Annotated in this window: 20 protein-coding genes; 7 read left to right on the forward strand and 13 right to left on the reverse strand. The window is 70.9% G+C overall.

All coding sequences use genetic code 11. The annotated features are described in order from the left end of the window. Positions 1 to 9 precede the first annotated feature (9 nt). Together AMYTH_RS45750 and AMYTH_RS0126680 are read right to left on the reverse strand one after the other, a co-directional pair. The gene (locus AMYTH_RS45750; protein WP_051362824.1) at positions 10 to 762 is read right to left on the reverse strand and encodes an SDR family NAD(P)-dependent oxidoreductase; all 753 of its coding nucleotides are present in this window, start codon (positions 760 to 762) and stop codon (positions 10 to 12) included. Between the two features lie 56 nt (positions 763 to 818). Next, positions 819 to 1,364 carry a CGNR zinc finger domain-containing protein gene (locus AMYTH_RS0126680; RefSeq protein ID WP_027932830.1) on the reverse strand — a complete coding sequence of 182 codons (546 nt, stop codon included), beginning with the start codon at positions 1,362 to 1,364 and terminating at the stop codon, positions 819 to 821. A gap of 44 nt (positions 1,365 to 1,408) precedes the next feature. On the opposite strand from AMYTH_RS0126680, the gene AMYTH_RS0126685 reads away from it, so the two are divergent. Then, the gene (locus AMYTH_RS0126685) at positions 1,409 to 2,245 is read left to right on the forward strand and encodes an alpha/beta fold hydrolase (RefSeq protein WP_027932831.1); all 837 of its coding nucleotides are present in this window, start codon (positions 1,409 to 1,411) and stop codon (positions 2,243 to 2,245) included. Here the strand turns inward: AMYTH_RS0126685 and AMYTH_RS0126690 are convergent. Then, a complete protein-coding gene (locus AMYTH_RS0126690; RefSeq protein WP_027932832.1) occupies positions 2,229 to 2,672 on the reverse strand; it encodes a nitroreductase family deazaflavin-dependent oxidoreductase in 444 nt (147 codons plus the stop codon). The two genes, AMYTH_RS0126685 and AMYTH_RS0126690, sit on opposite strands and share 17 nt — an antisense overlap. Positions 2,673 to 2,796: 124 nt before the next feature. On the opposite strand from AMYTH_RS0126690, the gene AMYTH_RS0126695 reads away from it, so the two are divergent. Together AMYTH_RS0126695 and AMYTH_RS0126700 are read left to right on the forward strand one after the other, a co-directional pair. Continuing rightward, entirely contained in the window at positions 2,797 to 3,477 is a 681-nt protein-coding gene (locus tag AMYTH_RS0126695; RefSeq protein ID WP_027932833.1) for a TetR/AcrR family transcriptional regulator, read from the forward strand. Between the two features lie 30 nt (positions 3,478 to 3,507). Beyond that, positions 3,508 to 4,350 carry an SAM-dependent methyltransferase gene (locus tag AMYTH_RS0126700; protein ID WP_027932834.1) on the forward strand — a complete coding sequence of 281 codons (843 nt, stop codon included), beginning with the start codon at positions 3,508 to 3,510 and terminating at the stop codon, positions 4,348 to 4,350. Here AMYTH_RS0126700 and AMYTH_RS0126705 read toward each other — a convergent pair. The 3 genes from AMYTH_RS0126705 to AMYTH_RS0126715 are packed head-to-tail and all read right to left on the reverse strand — an operon-like array spanning position 4,347 to position 5,918. Then, on the reverse strand, positions 4,347 to 4,964 hold the full coding sequence (locus tag AMYTH_RS0126705; RefSeq protein ID WP_027932835.1) for a dienelactone hydrolase family protein: 618 nt from the start codon (positions 4,962 to 4,964) through the stop codon (positions 4,347 to 4,349). The genes AMYTH_RS0126700 and AMYTH_RS0126705 overlap by 4 nt on opposite strands. Beyond that, on the reverse strand, positions 4,961 to 5,602 hold the full coding sequence (locus AMYTH_RS0126710; RefSeq protein ID WP_027932836.1) for a phosphoribosyltransferase: 642 nt from the start codon (positions 5,600 to 5,602) through the stop codon (positions 4,961 to 4,963). The genes AMYTH_RS0126705 and AMYTH_RS0126710 overlap by 4 nt, the downstream gene beginning before the upstream one ends. Before the next feature lie 28 nt (positions 5,603 to 5,630). After that, the gene (locus AMYTH_RS0126715) at positions 5,631 to 5,918 is read right to left on the reverse strand and encodes a DUF6343 family protein (RefSeq protein WP_027932837.1); all 288 of its coding nucleotides are present in this window, start codon (positions 5,916 to 5,918) and stop codon (positions 5,631 to 5,633) included. A 138-nt stretch (positions 5,919 to 6,056) separates the two neighbouring features. Here AMYTH_RS0126715 and AMYTH_RS0126720 point away from each other — a divergent pair, with 138 nt between their 5' ends. Further along, positions 6,057 to 7,220 (forward strand): glycoside hydrolase family 3 N-terminal domain-containing protein, encoded by a 1,164-nt coding sequence (locus AMYTH_RS0126720; RefSeq protein ID WP_027932838.1) that lies wholly within the window; start codon positions 6,057 to 6,059, stop codon positions 7,218 to 7,220. Positions 7,221 to 7,363: 143 nt separating this feature from the next. Here the strand turns inward: AMYTH_RS0126720 and tsrT are convergent, their stop codons facing one another. The 4 genes from tsrT to AMYTH_RS0126740 all read right to left on the reverse strand — a co-directional run bounded on the left by tsrT (position 7,364) and on the right by AMYTH_RS0126740 (position 12,001). Continuing rightward, a complete protein-coding gene (gene tsrT, locus AMYTH_RS0126725) occupies positions 7,364 to 9,016 on the reverse strand; it encodes a tryptophan 2-C-methyltransferase (RefSeq protein ID WP_027932839.1) in 1,653 nt (550 codons plus the stop codon). 85 nt (positions 9,017 to 9,101) lie between these two features. Then, the gene (locus AMYTH_RS0126730) at positions 9,102 to 9,386 is read right to left on the reverse strand and encodes a helix-turn-helix domain-containing protein (protein WP_020419524.1); all 285 of its coding nucleotides are present in this window, start codon (positions 9,384 to 9,386) and stop codon (positions 9,102 to 9,104) included. A gap of 63 nt (positions 9,387 to 9,449) precedes the next feature. Then, positions 9,450 to 10,466 (reverse strand): AraC family transcriptional regulator, encoded by a 1,017-nt coding sequence (locus AMYTH_RS0126735; protein WP_037322696.1) that lies wholly within the window; start codon positions 10,464 to 10,466, stop codon positions 9,450 to 9,452. A gap of 164 nt (positions 10,467 to 10,630) precedes the next feature. After that, positions 10,631 to 12,001 carry a tryptophanase gene (locus AMYTH_RS0126740; RefSeq protein WP_027932841.1) on the reverse strand — a complete coding sequence of 457 codons (1,371 nt, stop codon included), beginning with the start codon at positions 11,999 to 12,001 and terminating at the stop codon, positions 10,631 to 10,633. 153 nt (positions 12,002 to 12,154) lie between these two features. On the opposite strand from AMYTH_RS0126740, the gene AMYTH_RS0126745 reads away from it, so the two are divergent. The 3 genes from AMYTH_RS0126745 to AMYTH_RS0126755 all read left to right on the forward strand — a co-directional run bounded on the left by AMYTH_RS0126745 (position 12,155) and on the right by AMYTH_RS0126755 (position 15,125). Next, entirely contained in the window at positions 12,155 to 13,849 is a 1,695-nt protein-coding gene (locus AMYTH_RS0126745) for a GGDEF domain-containing protein (RefSeq protein ID WP_027932842.1), read from the forward strand. A 199-nt stretch (positions 13,850 to 14,048) separates the two neighbouring features. Then, the gene (locus AMYTH_RS0126750; protein WP_027932843.1) at positions 14,049 to 14,324 is read left to right on the forward strand and encodes a winged helix-turn-helix domain-containing protein; all 276 of its coding nucleotides are present in this window, start codon (positions 14,049 to 14,051) and stop codon (positions 14,322 to 14,324) included. 150 nt (positions 14,325 to 14,474) lie between these two features. Continuing rightward, the gene (locus AMYTH_RS0126755; RefSeq protein ID WP_027932844.1) at positions 14,475 to 15,125 is read left to right on the forward strand and encodes a hypothetical protein; all 651 of its coding nucleotides are present in this window, start codon (positions 14,475 to 14,477) and stop codon (positions 15,123 to 15,125) included. 31 nt (positions 15,126 to 15,156) lie between these two features. On the opposite strand, the gene AMYTH_RS0126760 is transcribed toward AMYTH_RS0126755, so the two are convergent. Genes AMYTH_RS0126760 through AMYTH_RS0126770 form a run of 3 tightly spaced genes read right to left on the reverse strand, consistent with a single transcriptional unit; the run spans position 15,157 to position 18,385 of the window. Beyond that, complete coding sequence (locus tag AMYTH_RS0126760) at positions 15,157 to 16,419, reverse strand: type III PLP-dependent enzyme domain-containing protein (protein WP_157360669.1); 1,263 nt, start codon at positions 16,417 to 16,419, stop codon at positions 15,157 to 15,159. 3 nt (positions 16,420 to 16,422) lie between these two features. Further along, complete coding sequence (locus AMYTH_RS0126765) at positions 16,423 to 17,373, reverse strand: AraC family transcriptional regulator (RefSeq protein ID WP_027932846.1); 951 nt, start codon at positions 17,371 to 17,373, stop codon at positions 16,423 to 16,425. Positions 17,374 to 17,410: 37 nt separating this feature from the next. After that, the gene (locus tag AMYTH_RS0126770; protein WP_027932847.1) at positions 17,411 to 18,385 is read right to left on the reverse strand and encodes an AraC family transcriptional regulator; all 975 of its coding nucleotides are present in this window, start codon (positions 18,383 to 18,385) and stop codon (positions 17,411 to 17,413) included. Positions 18,386 to 18,397: the final 12 nt, after the last annotated feature.

The raw sequence follows: 18,397 nt of genomic DNA on the forward strand, positions 1-18,397 counted from the left end.
GTTGCCGCGTCAGAACGCGGTGCGCCCGCCGTCGACGACGATCGTCGTGCCGGTGACGTAGCGGGCCTCGGACGAGACCACCCAGGCCACGAGGCCGGCGACGTCCGCCGGATCCCCGGCGAAGCCGAGCGGGGTTTCCTTCACCAGCCCGACGGCGGCGGTGTAGTCCGAGCTGCGGCTGGTTCCGGTGGCGATGTCGCCCGGCGCGACGCCGACCACGCGGACCCCGTGCCGGGCGAGGTCGCAGGCCAGCGCCCTGGTCAGTCCGCCGAGCCCGGCCTTGCTGGCCACGTACGTCGGCACGTCGCGCTGGGCCTGGAACTCCGCGATCGAGCTGATGTTGACGATCACGCCCTGGTTCAGGACGAGCTGGGCGAACGCCTCGCGGGCCAGGCGCAGCGGCGCCTTGAGGTTGGTGTCGACGATCCGGTCGATCAGGTCGTCGCTCGCGCTTTCCACCGGCCCGAAGGCCGCGTAGCCGCTGATACCGGCGTTGTTCACCAGGACGTCGAGCCGTCCGAAGTGGCGCACGCACTCGGCCACCGCGTCCCGGCAGCCGCCGCCGGTGGCGAGGTCGTGCGCGCCGACCTGGATCAGCTCGGCGAACGGGTGCTCCGCGAAGAGTTTCCGGCCTTCGCTCGCGTCCTCTTCGGTCCGCTGGACCACGAAGACGGTCATCCGATCGGCCGCCAGCCGGGAGGTGATCTCGGCGCCGATGCCGGTGGCGCCACCGGTCACCAGCGCGGTCCGTTGCGCACCCATCCGCCACCACCTCTCTGAAACGTGCATTTCAAACTACAAGGAGGGGCGGAAGAGCGTCAACGGCCGCGGGTGCGGGCGTAGTGGGCGCGTGCCTTCGCCCGGTTTCCGCAGCGCGCCATGGAGCACCACTGACGGTTGCGCTTCGGCGAGGTGTCCGCGAACCGCAGCCCGCAGTCGTCGTAGGCGCAGATCCGGACGTCGGCCTCGCCGGTCGCCAGGTCGATCGCGTCGACCGCCAGCGTGCCGAACGCGCCTGCGACGGGGTCCGGCGCGTCGAACCGCCGGTGCGCGACGCCGTTGCCGTCGATACGCAACTGCGGCACCGGCGCGTTGCGCGCGTGCCGGTTCAGCAGGCGGACATCAGCGGGCCGGCCCGCGCCCCGCGCGACGCGGTCGACCGCTTCCCGCAGCGCGATCACCGACGCGAGCGAGTCCGCCGACGCGGTCACCGGCCGGGGCAGCAGACCGGCGAGCACCAGCCACTCGACCAGCGCGGACGGCGAGGTCAGCAGCTCACGGCCGCCGCGGTGCCGGTCCCGGAGCGTGTTCACCAGGTCCAGACACGGGCGGCCACCGTCGAAAACCCACTGCGCCTTCACCACGTCCAGCGTACTCTAACCGTAATAACCGGTTAGGAAGGTGAGACATGGACTCGCACATGGCGACCGTCAACGGCATCCGCATGCACTACCGGCGGGCCGGCGAGGGTCCACCGGTCGTCCTGCTGCACGGCTGGCCCCAGACCTCCTACTGCTGGCACCGGATCTTCGACACGCTCGCGCGGGAGCGCACCGTCATCGCGCCGGACCTGCGCGGCTACGGGCTCACCGACAAGCCGCGGACGGGCTTCGACAAGCGCACCATGGCCGCGGACGTCTCCGCACTGCTGCACGAGCTGGGTTTCGCGTCGGCGAGCGTGGTCGGGCACGACCGCGGCGGACGGGTCGCGCACCGGTGGGCGCTGGACCGCCCGGACGAGGTGGAGCGCTTGGCCGTCCTCGACATCATCCCGACCCGCGAGATGTGGCGGCGGCTCGACGCCGGTGTCGGCCGCGGCTACTGGCACTGGCTGTTCCACCTGCAACCCGACCTGCCGGAACTGCTGGCGGGCAAGGACATCGCGGCCTACCTGGGGTACTTCTTCGAACGCTGGACCTACCAGCGGCAGGGCCTCGCCCCGGAGGCGATCGCCGAGTACGTCCGCGCATTCTCCGCCCCGGGCGCCCTGCGCGCCGGTTTCGACGACTACCGCGCGTCCTTCCCGGACGACGCCGAACACGACGACGCCGACGCCGGGCGCAAGCTCACGATGCCGGTGCTCGCGTTGTGGGGACAGGCCGGTCTGCTCGGCTCACTGCCCACTTTGGACATCTGGCGGGAGTACGCCGAGGACGTCACGGGCGAGGGACTGCCCGAGTGCGGCCACTTCCTCGCCGAGGAACAACCGGAGGCGCTGCTCGCGCACCTCAAGCGCTTTCTGTGATGCGGAAGACCGGGAAACCGGGCGCGATGCCGCGCAGCACCTCGTCCGGCGACTGGTGGTCGACGCCCTCGAAGAACCGGCCGACCTCCCACGCCCACTTCTTCAGGTAGGCGCGCAGGATCACCGGCTTCTCCTCGTCGGCCAGTTCGGCGAACCGGAACGTCTCGACCCGGCGCCCCACCTGCAGCTGCCCCTCGCCCGCCGCGCGCAGGTTGCGCACCCACTGCGTCTGCCCGCGCGGTGCGACGAGGTAGCGCTGCCCGCCGACCTTCAGCAGGTTCACCGGCGTCGACCGGATCTCCCCCGACTTGCGGCCGCGGACCAGCAGCACGCGACTGCCTGCCAGGCTCACGCCCAGCTTGGTCAGGAACTGCACGGCCACGTTGAAGACGCCGTCGCCCTTGCCCGGCTTGAGGTAGCGGTCCATCTGGGTCTCCCTTCGGCGAGAGCGGCGCTCTCTGTTGAGATCAGTGAACACTCAAGCGGGCCCGTTGTCAAGAGCGGTGCTCTCTAATTTGTTCGCCGCTCTCTATCGTGGCACACTCGACGACATGCCAGCCAGCAAGACCGCGCGCGAACGGGCCCGCGCCGAACTGACCCGCGAGATCAAGGACGAGGCACGCCGCCAGCTCGGCGAGGTCGGCCCGCACGGGCTGTCGCTGCGGGCCGTCGCCCGTGAGCTGGGCATGGTCTCCTCCGCGCTCTACCGCTACTTCCCGAGCCGCGACCACCTGCTGACCGAGCTGATCATCGACGCCTACAACGAGATCGGCGAAGCGGCCGAACGCGCCGACGACCCGTCCGCCGCGCCCCGCGACCGCTGGCTGCGCATCTGGGCCGCCACCCGCGACTGGGCGAAGCGGAACCCGCACGAGTACTCGCTGATCTACGGCTCGCCGGTGCCCGGCTACCAGGCGCCGCAGGACACGATCACGCCCGCCGGCCGCGTGGCGCAGGCGCTGGTCCGCGTCATGGAGTCCGCCGACCTCGCGCCCGCGATGCCCGGTCCGCCGCTGCCGGCCGAGCTCGCCGACCAGGCACGCAAGGTCCAGACCGCGCTCGGGACGTCGCTCCCGGAGGCGGACCTGGTCCGGCTGATGACCGCGTGGACCCACCTCTTCGGCGCGATCAGCTTCGAGCTGTTCGGCCAGTACGCCAACACGGCGGATCCCGCGGACGCCTATTTCGCCTACACGTCAGGGCAATCGGCCGCTTTCGTCGGCCTGCCGTGAACCGTTTACACGTTGTGGCAGACTCGTCGCATGGCGGCGGATGACGAGGTGCTGCGGGCCGTCGAGGGAAGCCTCGACCGGCCGTCGGCGGCGCGGGTGTACGACTACTTCATCGGTGGGAACCACAACTACGCGATCGACCGCGCGTTCGGCGACAAGGTCCGCGCGCGGCTCCCCCTGATCCCCGACTCCGCGGTGGCGTGCCGGCAGTTCCTCGGCCGCGCCGTGCGGTACGCGTCGAAGTCGGGGATCCACCAGTACGTCGACATCGGCTCCGGCCTGCCGACCGCGGGCAACGTGCACGAGGTCGCCGACGAGGCCCGCCCGGAGCACGACACCACGGTCGTCTACATCGACAACGAGCCCATCGCGCTCGCGCACTCGCAGCTGCTGCTCGCCGACACGGCGGACCCGGACCGCCACCGCGCGATCGCGGGTGACCTGCTGGAGCCGATCGACCTGTGGGAGCGGGTCGGCGAGACCGGCGTCATCGACTTCGAGCAGCCGGTCGCGCTGGTGATCAACGCGGTGCTGCACTTCATCAAGGACGAGCAGCAGCCGCACCAGGCGCTGGACTTCTACCGCGACCAGCTCGCACCGGGGTCGTTCCTGATCATGTGCCAGCTCACCGACGAGAACCCGGCCGACGACGAGGAGCGCCGGGCGCTGGACGACCTCAAGGCCTACTACGAGACCACCACGAACCCCGGGCAGTACCGCTCGCGGGAGGAGTTCCTGAAGTTCTACGGCGACTTCGAACTGGTCGAGCCGGGGCTGGTCTACGCCCCCGAATGGCACCCCGACGAGAAGGCGTTGTTCGCCGACGCGCCCTCGAAGTCACGCATCCTCGCCGCGGTGGCCCGCAAGCCCTAACCGAGGTACTCGCTGAACCAGGACGCGGCGAGCTGGGCGACCCGCTCCAGCGCGCCGGGTTCCTCGAACAGGTGTGTCGCCTTCGGGACGATCTCGATGTCGTGCCGTCCGCCCAGCTCGGCGGCGGCCGACTGGTTCAGGCGCAGCACGTCCTCGTCCCGCGCGCCGACGATCAGCAGGGTCGGGCTCCGCACCTGGCCCAGCGCGTCGCCGGCCAGGTCGGGGCGGCCGCCGCGGGACACGACCGCGCGCACGCGCTCGGGTTCGGCCGCCGCGGCCCGCAGTGCGGCGGCCGCGCCGGTGCTGGCCCCGAACAGTCCCAGCGGCAACCCGGCCGTCTCCGCGCGCCGGGACAGCTCGGCCATCGCGGCGCGCAGGCGTTCGGTCAGCAGGTCGATGTCGAACCGCCGGTCGCCGTGGTCCTCGTCCGGGCTGAGCAGGTCGAACAGCAGCGTGGCGAACCGGTTGTCCTGCAGTTCGCGCGCCACCGCGATGTTGCGGGCGCTGTGCCGGGAACTGCCCGAACCGTGGGCGAACACGACGACCCCGATCGCGTCGGACGGGACCGTCAGGTCGCCCTGGAGGCCGGGGTCGACGGTGAGCGGAACGGTCATGGCCTCTCCAGCAGTTCGATGACCTCGTCGTCGCCGGTCTGGCGGAAGTCGGCGTACCACTGCCCGACCGAGCGGAAACCGTGCGGCGCCAGCAGGCACAACACCTCGTCCGCGTCGCTCTTCAACGCCGCCGCGGCGTCCGGCGCGCACACCGGCGCGGCGAAGACCAGGCTGTGCGCCCGGTCCGCGCGCAACGCCCGCAACGCGGCCCGCGCGGTCACGCCGGTCGCCAGCCCGTCGTCGACCACCAGCACGTCCCGTCCGGCGCGCGGCTGCGGCGGACGTCCGCGCTGGTAGACCACGGCGCGACGGCGGGCCTCGGCGCGTTCGGCCCGGCAGGCGTCCGCCAGCTGCGCGGGCCGCAGCCCGAGCATCGACAGCGACCGCTCGTCGTAGCAGGGTGGGCCGTCCGGGGTGACCGCGCCGACGCCGAACTCCGGCTGGCCGGGCGCGCCGATCTTGCGCGCGACCGCCACGTCCAGCGGCGCGCCGAGCACACTGGCCACCGCGTGACCGACGACCACCCCGCCACGCGCCAGCCCCAGCACCAGCGGGTCACGCCACTCGCGTTCGGCGAGCAGCTCGCCCAGCCGCAGGCCCGCCTCGTGGCGGTCGCGGTACTCGTGTCGCCGCCTCATGCCACAGGTCTACCCCTGCCGGAGATCGTCAACCAGGCTCGCCGCGGCGCTTGCGGTGCACGACCCAGGCCAGGTCGATCACCAGCCCCACCACCACCAGGCCCATCAGCACCGTCACCCACCACATCTCGATCGTGGCGAACAGGAAACCGGCCCCGGCGGCGAGGAGGATGCCGATGGCGGCGAGCCAGATCCGCAGCGTCAGCGCGCTGTACGCCGGCGCGGCGCCACCGAAACCGGCGGTCGGATCGTGGTAGTCCGGCAGGCCCCGCTGGTACTCCTCGCGGCTGCGAGGCCGCTCACGCGGGATTCGCATGCTTCCCGGATACCCGCCGGACGTGCCCCGGACACGTGGCCGCACTCACCCGGTCCGGCGACGAGCCGTTTGACCCGCCGGGCGCTGGGTTACCGTGGCCGCGAACCCCATTCCGCCAGGAAGGAACACCCAACGCCGATGAGGCCGGCCAAGCACCTGACCCGGCGACTGCTGCTCGTACTGGCCGCCGGAGCCCTGCTCGCCGCGGTGGTCGTCTACGCCGGCGGCGACGAGGCCGAGCAGCAGCCCCCGGCCGCCGCTCCGACCACCGCGCCGCCGCCGCAGCCGCGCATCGCCGCCGCCGCGGGGCCGGACGCGTGCGCCACCGTGATCGGCGAGCTCACACCCCGCCAGCGGCTCGCGCAGCTGGTGGTCGTCGGGGTCGACGCGTCCGACCCGCAGGGCGCGGCCGACCTCGTGCGCAGCGAGCAGGTCGGCGGGATCTTCCTCGGCGGCAACGCCACCGCGCTGCTGGAGAACAAGGCGCTCGACCAGGTCCAGCAGGCCGGGCGGCTGCCGGTGTCCGTCGCGGTCGACGACGAGGGCGGCCGCGTCCAGCGGCTCGACGACCTGGACGGGTCGATCCCCAGCGCCCGCAAGATGGCCGCCACGATGACCACCGGCGAGGTCCGCGAACTCGCGCGGGAGCGCGGCCGGGCGATGGCCGCGCGCGGGGTGACAGTCGACTACGCGCCGGTGCTCGACCTCACCGACGGCGCCGCCGGCGACGTCATCGGCGACCGCTCCTTCAGCGCCGACCCGGACACCGCCCGCCGCTACGCGCAGGCCTTCGCCGCCGGCCTGGAGGACGCCGGGATCCAGCCGGTGCTCAAGCACTTCCCCGGCCACGGGCACGCGACCGGCGACTCGCACAAGGGCTCGGTGACCACGCCGCCGCTGGACGAACTGCGCGAGAACGACCTGGTGCCCTACCGCAACCTCGCCGACTTCGGGTCCGCCGCCGTCATGGTCGGCCACCTCGACGTGCCGGGCCTGACCGGCGGTGAGCCCGCGTCGCTGTCCCCGGCGGCCTACCAGCTGCTGCGTGGCGAGTTCGGGTTCGACGGCCCGGTCCTGACCGACGACCTCGGCGCGATGAAGGCGGTGACCCAGCGCTACCCGTTGCCGCAGGCCGTGGTGAAGGCCGTGCAGTCCGGCGCGGACCAGGCGTTGTGGTCCTCGGGCGGCCGGGTGTCGACCGTGCTGGACGCGATGGAGAAGGCGACCGCCGACGGGACGCTGCCGGCCGAGCGGGTGACCGACGCGCTCACCACGGTCCTGCGCGCCAAGCACGCGTGCTGAGAAGTGGGGCGGCTGCGCCGGCCGGCTTCTCGACGCTGAGGAACCGGCCGGCGCAGCGGGATCTGGGGCGTGTCGCCGCGGCAAAGTCTACGTAACGTTCGCGGCGGCTCAAGGTCTCGTGTTCGGATCGAAATAGTCCCTGGTCAGACGCCCTGCATGATCTCGTGTCGCTGCGGCCAGTGCGACCAGAACGCCCCCGTGTAACCGAGCTCGATCAGCTTGAGCAGGAACGGGTTGTCCGCGTAGTTGTTGTCGTCCTCGGTGATGCCGGGCAGGGTCGGCAGCATCACGCGGTGGTACTCCGACGCCGGCACCAGGTCCCACAGCATCTGCACGCTGTTCACCCACCGGCCGTTCGGCGACGCGATCGTCGCCGGGTCCTCCGGCAGGTCCGGCGACAGGAAGTAGACCGGCCGGAACCGCCCGTCGTCGTCGAAGGCGAACTGGCGCTCGTACTCGACGACCGAATCGCACATCGCCCGCGGCCGGAGCACGATCGGCTCCACCGCCGAGTCCGACTGCAGACCGGGCAGCGTGCGGCGGCCGGCGCACTGCTCCGCCATCCGGATCCCCAGCGGTGAGTAGGGAAACGCCCGGATGCCGAGGCTGTAACCGGCGACCGCGACGTCCAGGTCGAGCGTGCGGCGGACCGCCTCGGTCATCGTCACCGCCGTCTCGCCCGGCATGCCGAGCAGGACCTCGACCATCACCGGCAGCTCGACCTCGGCGATCTTGGCGCACAACGCGCGCACGTCGTCGAAGGTGTAGAACCGGCGGCCGCCGCCGGAGACCTTCCAGCCGTCCAGCACGTCGTCGCGCACGTGGTCGGGCGCGAGGTTGATGCCCGCGCACCCGGCCCGCACCAGCAGGTCGAGCAGCTCGTCGTCGAACGGCGTCGGCTGCGCGTAGATCCACAGCTTCAGGTTGTGCAGCGGCGTGGAGTGGTCGGTGTCGCGGCGCCGGATGATCTCGCGCAGCACGTTCTTGCTGTGCGCGATGACGAGGTTGAACTCGCTGTCGGTCGTGTGCAGGTCGTACACGCCCTGCGCGGTCAGCGCCTCCATCTCGTCGACCACGCACTCCACCGCGCGGCGCGTGAAGTGGGTGCCCTTCGCGTCCGGCTCCACGCAGTGCGCGCACGAGTAGGCGCAGCCGTTCTTGGTGAGGATGTTGCCGAGCCCGCCGCCGCGGTAGTAACGCAGGTTGTCCACCTTCCACGGCTCCCCGGACCGGCGGGTGTAGCTCGTGGTCGTGTTGAGCGGCGAGGACAACGGGCGGCCGCGGCGGCCGAGCTGCGGAACGACCTTCTCCACGCGCCCGCCGCCGCGGTTGACCAGCAGCCCGGGCACGGTGTCCGGCGGTTCCCCGGACCACAACGCATTCGCCAGGCCGACGATGATTCCCTCACCCGGCCCCTTCACCCCGAATGGGATGCCGAAATAGTCGACCAACGCGAACGGCATCGAGGAAAAACCGACGCCGCCCGCGATGATCGGGGCCGCGCTGTGCATTTTGATCTCGTCGATGACGGCGCGGTGGTCGCCGAGGAAACCGCGTTGCTGTTGCGCGTAGATCGTGTCGGTGTTGCGCACCGTCACCCCGACCAGCATCGGCGTGTGGCTCGCGAAGTACTCGCGCAGCACGGCCCACCAGTCGTCCCGCCGGAACGTGAGGTCCACGACGTCCACATCGAACCCGTCGGCCTCCAGCGAGGTCGTCAGGATGTCCAGCGCGTACGGCGTGATCGGGGGATGGACGAGATTCGGGTTGACCAGTGTGACCAAAGACTTTCCCATGGGACTCCCACTCCTGCGCGAAAAAAGAGCAAAACTTTCGCTGCAAAAATGGCAAAAGCGGGATGGGGAAATCAGGGGTTGTGTTTCACTGGCGCCGTCGCCACTGCTTCGCCGTGCGCGCGGCGGCACGCAACTCGTCCGGGGGCACCTCCAGCACCCGGCTCAGGTGACTCTGCCAGTACGGGCCGGGCACGCGCTTGCCCCGCTCCCAGCGCGAGACCTCGCCACGGCCCAGGCTCTCGTTGCCCGAGACCGTGACGAGTTCGTCCGCGAGCTGGTACTGGGTCAGCCCGCGCTCGTGCCGCGCGGACCGGATCAGCCGGCCGATCGGCATCGAGTCGCGGGCGGCCACGGCGGCGTCGGCGCTCATGACGCGGAAGCTACGAGCGCCGCCCAGCCGGCACGATCCGTTCGGCGCACGGTTTTGTCCTCATCACGCACGATTCGCCCCTTCACACTCCAGTAGACGTCCAGACCGTCTGTGCAATGTCGCGTTGGGTGACTCACCGAACCGCTCCCGGTAGGCCGCCGCGAAGCGGCCGTGGTGCATCAGCCCGTACTTGCTCGCGATTTCCCCGACTGTCGTGACCTCGACCTGAGCGGCCGACAACTCGTCGCGCACCCGCTGCAGCCGCACACCGCGCAGGTACTCGCTGGGCGAGCTGCCCAGCTGCTCCCGGAAGGCCTTCTGCAGCGCCCGCACACTCACCCCGGCCTGGTGGGCCAGGCTGCCCGGCGTGTGCGGGGCCTCCGGATGGCTGTGGATCAGATCGAGCGCCGCCCGCAGCGACCGCGATGGCACCGGACGGTCCCGGCCCTCGATCATCGCCGTGTAGTTGTGCGGCTGCGCGAGCAGCAACCCGGTGATCAGGTTGCGCTCGAACTGCTCGACGGCTGCCGGGTGCGAGAGCATCGTGTCCGGCTGGTCCAGCTCCGAGACGCCGTAGGCCAGCTCCCGGTACCAGCTGCGGCCGTAACCGCGGGTGATGTCCATGCCCAGCCGGAACCGCACGGGCTCCGACACCGAACCGTCGATGAGCTCGGCCAGGCGCGCCTCCAGCGCAGGCCGCTCGATCCGGATGACGAACTGGGCGCAGTCGTCGGACAGCCGCATCCGCAGCGGGTCGTCCGTGCCGACCACGCCGGCCGTGTCCGGCGCGGAGTTGATCTGCTCACGTCCGCACTGGACCATGCCCCGGCCGATCACCGGAGCCAGAACCACGTAGAAGGAGCCGAGCTCGCCGGGTTCGACGCGCACGTCGGTGCCGTAGGCGACCACCGCGATCGCCACGTTCTCCAGGCGGCGGCAGTTGACCTTGGTGTTCAGCCGCGGGTTGCGGCCGACGGTGTTCATCGAGTGTGGGCAGAACAGGCGCCCCACCCGCTCGCGGGTCTCGTCGACATCTCGCGAGTGGAAGAGCCGGTACTTGTCCAACGGCAGTACTGTCATGTCCCGGGCAGTCGAAAAGATCAACGTACGGTGGCGCCGACTCCCATACACCTCCAATGCACCACTGTCCGTTGTTTGGCGTTCAATTGCTACCGACGAACGGGCGAATTTGCTATGTGCAATTTGCATCCGACGCGTCGGGCCCCGGTTGATCAGGGGTTTTACTATTCGGCGGCCGGTCGCAAGACCGCCGTGAACTGTCGAAGGGCACCTCCCTGCTCGACGATGCGATAGCCGGTCAGCTGGCCCGCCTTCGACCAGACGCCCTCGGCCACGTCGACGACGTGTTCCAGGTGGCTCAGGGTGTAGACCCGGCGCGGCAACGTGAACCGCAACAGCTCGCGCGGCGCGGGCACGTCCGGCCCGCCGCCGGGGTCCCGCCTGCCGAAGACGAGCGTCCCCAGCTCGGTCACCCGCACCCCGCCCGCCAGGTAGAGCGCGTTGGCGAAGGCGGTCGCGGGCAGCTGCTGCGGCGGGATGTGCGGCAGCATCGCGCCCGCGTCCACGTACACCGCGTGGCAGCCGGTCGGCTGCAGCACCGGCAGGCCGGCCAGGCCCAGCTGCTCGCCGAACCAGCGCGCGCACTCGGCGCGGTACCGCAGGTAGTCCGGCTCGACGACCTCCAGCAGCCCCTCCGCGAGCGCTTCCAGATCGCGCCCGGCGAGCCCACCGTAGGTCGGGAACCCCTCGAACGCGATGAGCTGCTCGCGGGCGCGGGCGGCGAGACCGGCGTCGCGCAACGCGATGAGCCCCCCGATGTTGGCCATGCCGTCCTTCTTCAGGCTGGCCCAGCAGCCGTCCGCGAGCTCGAAGACCACGCGGGCCACCTCGCGCGGCGACAGGTGCCCGTAGCCGTCCTCGCGTTCGGTCACCAGGTACGCGTTCTCGGCGAAGCGCGACGCGTCCAGGTACAGCGGAACGCCGTGGGCGTCGCAGAGCTGGCGCACCTCCTTGACATTGCGTACCGAGACCGGCTGGCCGCCGCCCGCGTTGTTGGTGATGGTGAGAACGACGCACTTCACGCGGTCGGCCGAGGCGCGCAGCAGGTCCCGCAGCCTGCCGGTGTCGAGGTCGCCGCCGAACGGGTTCAGCTCCCCCGGCGCGACCGGCACCGGCAGGTCGACCGCCTCCGCGCCGACCGCTTCCACGCTGGCGCGCGTGCTGTCGAAGTGCGTGTTGCTGACCGAGATGTCGCCGGGTCGCAGCAGCAGGCCGAGCAGGATCCGCTCGGCCGCGCGTCCCTGGTGGACCGGCAGGACCTCGCCGTAGCCGGTCAGGTCCCGCACGACGGCCTCGAACCGCTCGAACGAACGCGCGCCGGCGTAGGACTCGTCGCCCCGCATGAGCGCGGACCACTGCGCGGCCGACATCGCCGCCGTGCCGGAATCGGTCAGCAGGTCGATGGTGATGGCACGGGCAGGCACGCGGAAGAGGTTCCAGCCCGCCGCAACGAGCGCGTCGCGGCGCTCCTCCGCCGTGGGGAACGGGATCGGTTCGACCGCCTTGATCCGGAACGGCTCCATGAAGGGCGGCACGTGCGGCTCCTCGCTGGTCAGTTCGGACAACCAGACCAGCCTGGAGTGACCGCCGGGCGCGGCGGTAGGGGCCAGTTCGCGTCCCGTGGTGAGCTGGGACACAATCGGCGCACGAACGGGCCGCCCGGCCCGGCGACGGCGGAGGATTCACGTGTGGAAGCAGCGGCCGACGACGTAGGCTTCGCCTTTCAACCGCTCTACAGCCTGAACACCGGCGGCGTCGTCGGTGTCGAAGCCCTCGCCCGGCCGGCCACCGGACGGATCCACGACCTCCTGCGCGCCGCCCAGCGCCGCGGACGGCTGGTCCACGTCGACGCCGGCCTCGCCGCGCAGGCGGTCCTCGCCGAGGCCACCCACGAGACGCTGCTCCCCCTGCACCTGAACCTGACCGCGCTGTCGGCCGCGGCGCCGCAGCTGGTGCTCGACCCGCTGCTCGAATCGCTCGGGCGCACCGGTCGCCGTCCACGTGAGATCGTGCTGGAGATCGGCGCGCCGTTCCACGGCGTCTCGCCGAAGGCGCTGCTCGCCGGCCTGGAGCGGTTCGCCGAGCTGGGCTTCCGCCTCGCCTTCGACGGGCTCGGGTCGGGCGACCTGCCGCTGAACCTGCTCGCCGAGGCAGGCGTCGACCTCGTCAAGCTCGACCGTACGACGCTGCGGCGGCTGCCCGGCGAGGCCGCGGCGGTCGCGCTCGTCGAGTCGCTCGTGCACTTCACCTCGCGGACCGGCATCCGGCTGGTGGCGACCGGAATCGAGGCCGAGGAACAGCTGTCGGCGGTGCGGCGGCTGGGGGTGCGGATCGTGCAGGGCAACCTCTTCGCCCCGGCCCGCGCCAACGCGATGCCGTCCGGTTTGGTCACGGCGCCGCCCGAGCCCGTGGCGCCCGTGCCGCTGACCAGGGCGGCGGCGCCGCGCGTGGACGACTTCCGGCACCCCGCGACGACGCTGCCCGACGACGCGACGTGCGACGACGTCCGACGGGTGCTGCTGAACCACGATGCGCCGAGGGGAATCGTCGGGATCGACCGCGCCGGACGGCCGCGGTGGTCGATCGACCGGGCCCGGTTCCTGCTGGACCTGACCGGCCCGTACGGGCACGCGCTGCACGCGAACAAGGCGGCCGCGCGGCTGGCCGACCCGCCGCGCACCATCCGCACCGGCGCGGGCGCGCTGGAGTTGCTCGACCTGGTCGCCGACGCCGACCTGACCCGCACCGGCGACGACATCATCGTGGTCGGCGTGGACGGCGAGTGCCTCGGCGTGGTGTTCGTGACCGAGATCGTGCGCGCGATGGCCGAGGCGAAGATCGAGGAGGCGGCCGCGCTGAACCCGCTGACCCGGCTGCCGGGCAGCGACACCGTCGCGCGCGAGGTGGACCGCCGGATCGCCGCGGGGCGGCCGCTCGTCGTGGCGTGGCTGGACGTCGACTCGTTCAAGCGCATCAACGACACGGTGGGCTTCGCGGCCGGCGACGACCTGATCCGGGCGCTGGGGCGGACGCTGACGGACCTGGCGGCGAAGCTGCGCAGCGTCACGGTGAGCCACGTCGGCGGCGACGACTTCCTGATCGCCTGCGGCATCGACGAGATCCCGGCCGTCGCGGACACCCTGCTGGGCACCCCGTGGACGGCCGAGCACCTGTCGGTCACGGTCTCGCTGGCGACGGTCGTGTGCGCCGGCACGGCGGCGAAGTCCTACCGCGAGGTTTCCCGGCTGCTGGCGCCGCTGAAGAAGCGCGCGAAGGACGTGCCGGGGTCGAGCTGGGTGAACAGCTGGCCGGGCACCGACCGTTTCGAGATACTGCGTGGACAGGGCCACGACTCATTGCGCGTCCCGAATCAAGTCCGCTGACAATTGTGCGCCCGTTCTGGCTAACCCGCTCGGGTGACGACAGTGAACAACTGACGAATTCGGCAACCGTTTCGCATTTCGCCACCCGGTAGGGTGACAGGACAGGTGTCTTCGTGATCAACCCCGTCATAGCGCGCACAGGCGCATCTTGGAGCAACCGTGAAATCCGCCCCTTTTAACGCCGTTCTACCTTCCTCCCGTGACCGTCCCAGAGTTCGATCCCACCGCGAAGCCGGGGTACATCTACGAGATGATGGCGGACCACCTGGAGGCCCGCATCGAAGCCGGTGAGCTGCGCCCGAACACGCCGCTGCCGGCGGAACGACGGCTGGCCACCGAGTACGGCGTCTCACTCGGCACGGCGCGCCACGCAACCCAGATCCTCCGCGAACGCGGCCTGGTGTTCACCATCCGCTCAAAGGGCACCTTCATCGCCGACGAGGCCCGCAGAAGAGCAAACCGGGGGGATTCGTGAACGCCTTTCACCCGTTGTCCGGGCGGAAATCGCGCACGATACCGGAAAAGGACGACTTCCGCTCATCCCACGCCGGCAGCATTTCCCGCCGCCGTCATCTAGAGTGCGGTTGCACGTGCATCAGCATTCGCATGACGCCGAGGAGGGGTCGTGGTTCCTGATCTGCCGGCGAACCCTCTGTCGATCGAACTCGAGCTGAAACACCGACGATTCTGGTGGCAGATCGACGACGAGGACGAGCAGCCGGAACAATGGGACGCCAGAGCGGAGGTGTCGGAACTCGACGTGTGCCCGGACGAGCTCCGGCACGTCGGCGACATCGCACTCGTCATCGCCGATCTGACCAAGGAACGGAATCTGCTGGATTCGGTCGTGCTCGGCGAATGGGCGCTGGAGTTCATCGCGGAAACGGTGATCGACCCGGACCAGGGCAAGCTGCACCCCGAACTGGACGCGCGCATCAGCCAGGGCCCGCCGCGCATGGTGATCCTGAGGCGTATCGAGCTGACCGAGCCGTGGCGCGGGCACGGCCTCGGCGCCGCGTTGATCGCGAGCGCGTTGCGGATCCTGTCGCCGAACGCGCGCCTGGCCGCCTGCCGGGTCTCCCCGCTGGACTTCGCCCTCCCCGGCGCCGACCGCATCACCGCGGAGCTGTCGAGCCTGCGCGCCGGCGCGATGCTGGAGAGCATCGGATTCCAGCGCTGGCGGGGAGTCCACCTGGTCGACCTGAGAAACCCCGCACTGGTCGACGCGCGCATGGAGCTGCTCGACCAGTGGTGGCCCGGCCAGGACGAGGACTGAGTTTGCCGCGTAAGCGGCGTGCTTTCAGTTGTCAGAACAGGGTTTGCGCGACCCCGGTGAGCACATACCTCTCGTCGACGATCGGCACCACCCGCCACTTGTCCCACGTCGTGCAGGGGTGCGAGATGCCGAACCCGATGCGGTCGCCCACCGCCAGATCATTCTCGCCGCGGAAGTAGGCGTGCTGGTCGTTCATCGCCACCACCTCGCCGGGCGGCGGCGCCTCCAGGGACGTCCCGCCACGGCGGATCCGATGCAGCGGCACCGGAAAGCCCGAGTCCATCCCGGTGTCCCGCTTGCCGAAGTCCACAATGGCCAGATCCGGTTCCGGCGTGGACAGCACTCGCGCCCACAGTTCCAGACTGGACCGCAACGGCATCACGGCATACTCCGTCGCCAGCAACCGCCGGTACTGCTCGTAGCCCAGCGCGTCGTGCGTGACGTAGCACCCGCTCCGCAGGACGACGCGGATCGGACGGCCGTTCCGCCAGCTCCGGCTCAACTCGGCGGCGACCAGCTCGGGGTACTGTGTGCCCCCTGCGGTCACGACGAACTCACCGGCCACGTCGTGCCGCGCCAGCACCTGGTCCGCCAGTCCCGCCAGTTCCCGGAGCCAGGCACGCACGTCGCCGAGCAACCGCGCGCCGAGCGACCCAGGAACGACACCCTCGAACCCGCCCACACCGGCCAGCTCCAGGTGGGACGAAGCCACTACCCGCTCCGCGACCGCCAGTGCCGCGCCGGCGCCACGGGCGCCGGTCCGCCCGCCGGGCACGCCGGGCTCCACGATCACGGGCAACGGGCGGGTGCGCGACGCCCTGGCGAGCTCCTTCTCCAGCACCTCCACGCCCTCGATCGAGTCGGCGTAGCAGTAGCAGGTGAACGCCGGGTCTTCGTCCAGCTCGCCGCTGAGCCACTCGATGGCCGCCGGGTCGCACAGCTCGTTGGCCAGCAGCAGCCGATCCGCGCCCAGCCCGCGGAACGCGGCCAGCTGGGTGGGAGTGGCGAGGGTGAGCGCCCAGGCGCCGTGCTCGATCTGCGCCTGCGCGATCTCCGGGGACATCGTGGTCTTCACGTGCGGCGAGAGCGACAGCGCGTGCTGCTCGCAGAACTGCTGCATCGCCGCGAGGTTGTGGTCGAGCTCCGGCTGCCTGAGCACGAGCAGCGGGGTGGGGAAATCCGCGCCAAGCACCTCACGCCCACGCAGGTCGTCGACCCGCGATCCCGCGGTGGACGGCGGGAAACCCTTGTGGTGGCGGGCGATGACGACATCGGGCACCCGAAGCGGCCGCAACAGTCACTCCGATCGGTAGAGGGTGTCGAGCGGGGTCTCGCCGAACCGCCGGGTGTAGTGCAGACGGAACCGTTCGTCGTCCCGGAAACCGCAACGCCGGGCGGCGTAGCCGACGCTCACCAGCGGCGGGCGTCCCACCAGCAGGATCCGCCTGGCCTGCTCCAGGCGCAGCCCCAGCCGGAAGTCCTGCGGCCGGCAGCCCTCGTGGTGGCGGAAGACCCGCACGAACTCCGCCTCGGTGAGCCCGGAGGCACGGGCCAGCTCGGTCACGCTCACCTCCTTGACCGGGTCTGTCGCCCGCAGCAGCACCTTCCCGAAGTCGCTGGCGAGCGGGCCGACCTCGGCGGCGCGCGGGCCGATCGACTCGCTGTACTCGTGCGGCTGGTGCCGCAGCAGCCAGTTCACGAAGATCTCGTCCGAATGGCGCGCGAACCGCGACTTGGACCGGCCGAAGAACTGCTCCGCGCTGGTGATGAGGGGCTGGCCGCGGCCGCTGAGCCGGGTGATGACCGGGTGGAACCGGATCGGGGCGCTCGGCCACCTGCCGGTGATCCGCGCCAGCCGGACGTGCATCGCCCGCTGCTCCACGCGCACGAGCTTCAGGTAGCAGTTCGCCCCGGCCTGGAAGCCGAAGGCGTCGGCGGGGGACGCGGTGACGACGTCGCCGGTGGCCGCCTCGAGGTAAGTGGAGCCGATCCGGAACACGCAGCGGCCGCTCACCACCATGGTGGTCGTGTACGCGGTGCGCGGAACACCGAGGCGCACCACGACGTCGCGGCCGTAGGTGACGGTGGCCGAGTTCAGCTGGTCGCCCTCGTGCCGGTGCATCCGGAGGTCCATCTCCCGCGGACCGCCCTCCGGCAGGAGTTCGTGCAGTCCGAGGACCGGCTCGGCCGCTTCGACGGCGAGGGCGGGGTCGGCGGTGCGGATGTAGGCGAAGTGGTAGCCGCTCATTGCTCGGGGTCTCCGTTCGGGATATCGCGGCGGGACGTTATCGGCGGAGAGTCTGGTCGGGAGTCTCTCCGAATGTCGCGGTGTACTTGCTGGCGAAGCGGTACTGGTCGCGGAAGCCCCAGCACCGGGCCACGTCGCTCAGGCGGATCTCCCCCGGGTGCCCGTCCTGCAGCAGGTGGTAGACGGCACGCAGGCGCTCGCGGAAGAGGAAGTCCGTCACCGGCAGGCCGCGGTACCGCTGGAAGCCGGATTCCAGCCGTCCGGGCTCCACCCCGAGTGCCGCGGCGACGGAGCACGACGTCCACTCCGCCTGCGGATCGGCGCGCACCAGCTCGGTCGCCCGCGTGACCAGCCGGGCGGGCGCGGGGTGGGCGGCGATCCGGGACAGCCGTTCCGAGTAGTTGTTGTACTGCAGCACGAGCAGCTTGGTGACGAGCCATTCCTCGAACTGCGCCGACCACGGGCTCGCGGTCCACTGCCCGTGCTTGCCGAGGGACCCGATCTCCTGGATCAGCGTCCGGTACCAGTACCGCGGCGCCCCGCCGACCACGTCCATGCCCAGTTCGAACCTGATGGGGCGGTCGGGCTCGGCGCCGAGCAGGTCCCGCAGGATCCGCTCGACCGGCCCGGTGCCGATCTTGACGAGGACGAGCTCGGTGTCGCGGGTCAGCGACATCCGCAGCGCTTCTTCCGGGGAGCTCACGACGATGCGCTTCGAGCTCGCGGCGATCTGTTCGCGGCCGGACCGGACGACGCCGCTTCCCCGCAGGTGCGCCTGCACCACGAAGAAGTCGCGCGTGCGGCCGGGATCGACGAGCACCGGCGCGCCGTATTCCACGTAGTTGAGGAGAACCTCGCTCAGGCGTGTCGAATTCATCCGCGCGTCGAGCTGGGCGGTCGGATCGAGCACGTCGAGGTAGTGCTCGCACAGCACCCGGGACATCAGGTCGCGGGTTTGGTCGATGTCGTGGGAACGGAAGATCTCGTACTGCTCCAGGGGTCGGGTCAACATGATCTACGTTTC

The sequence above is a fragment of the Amycolatopsis thermoflava N1165 genome (assembly GCF_000473265.1).
In the GTDB taxonomy this organism is placed as follows: Bacteria; Actinomycetota; Actinomycetes; order Mycobacteriales; family Pseudonocardiaceae; genus Amycolatopsis_E; species Amycolatopsis_E thermoflava.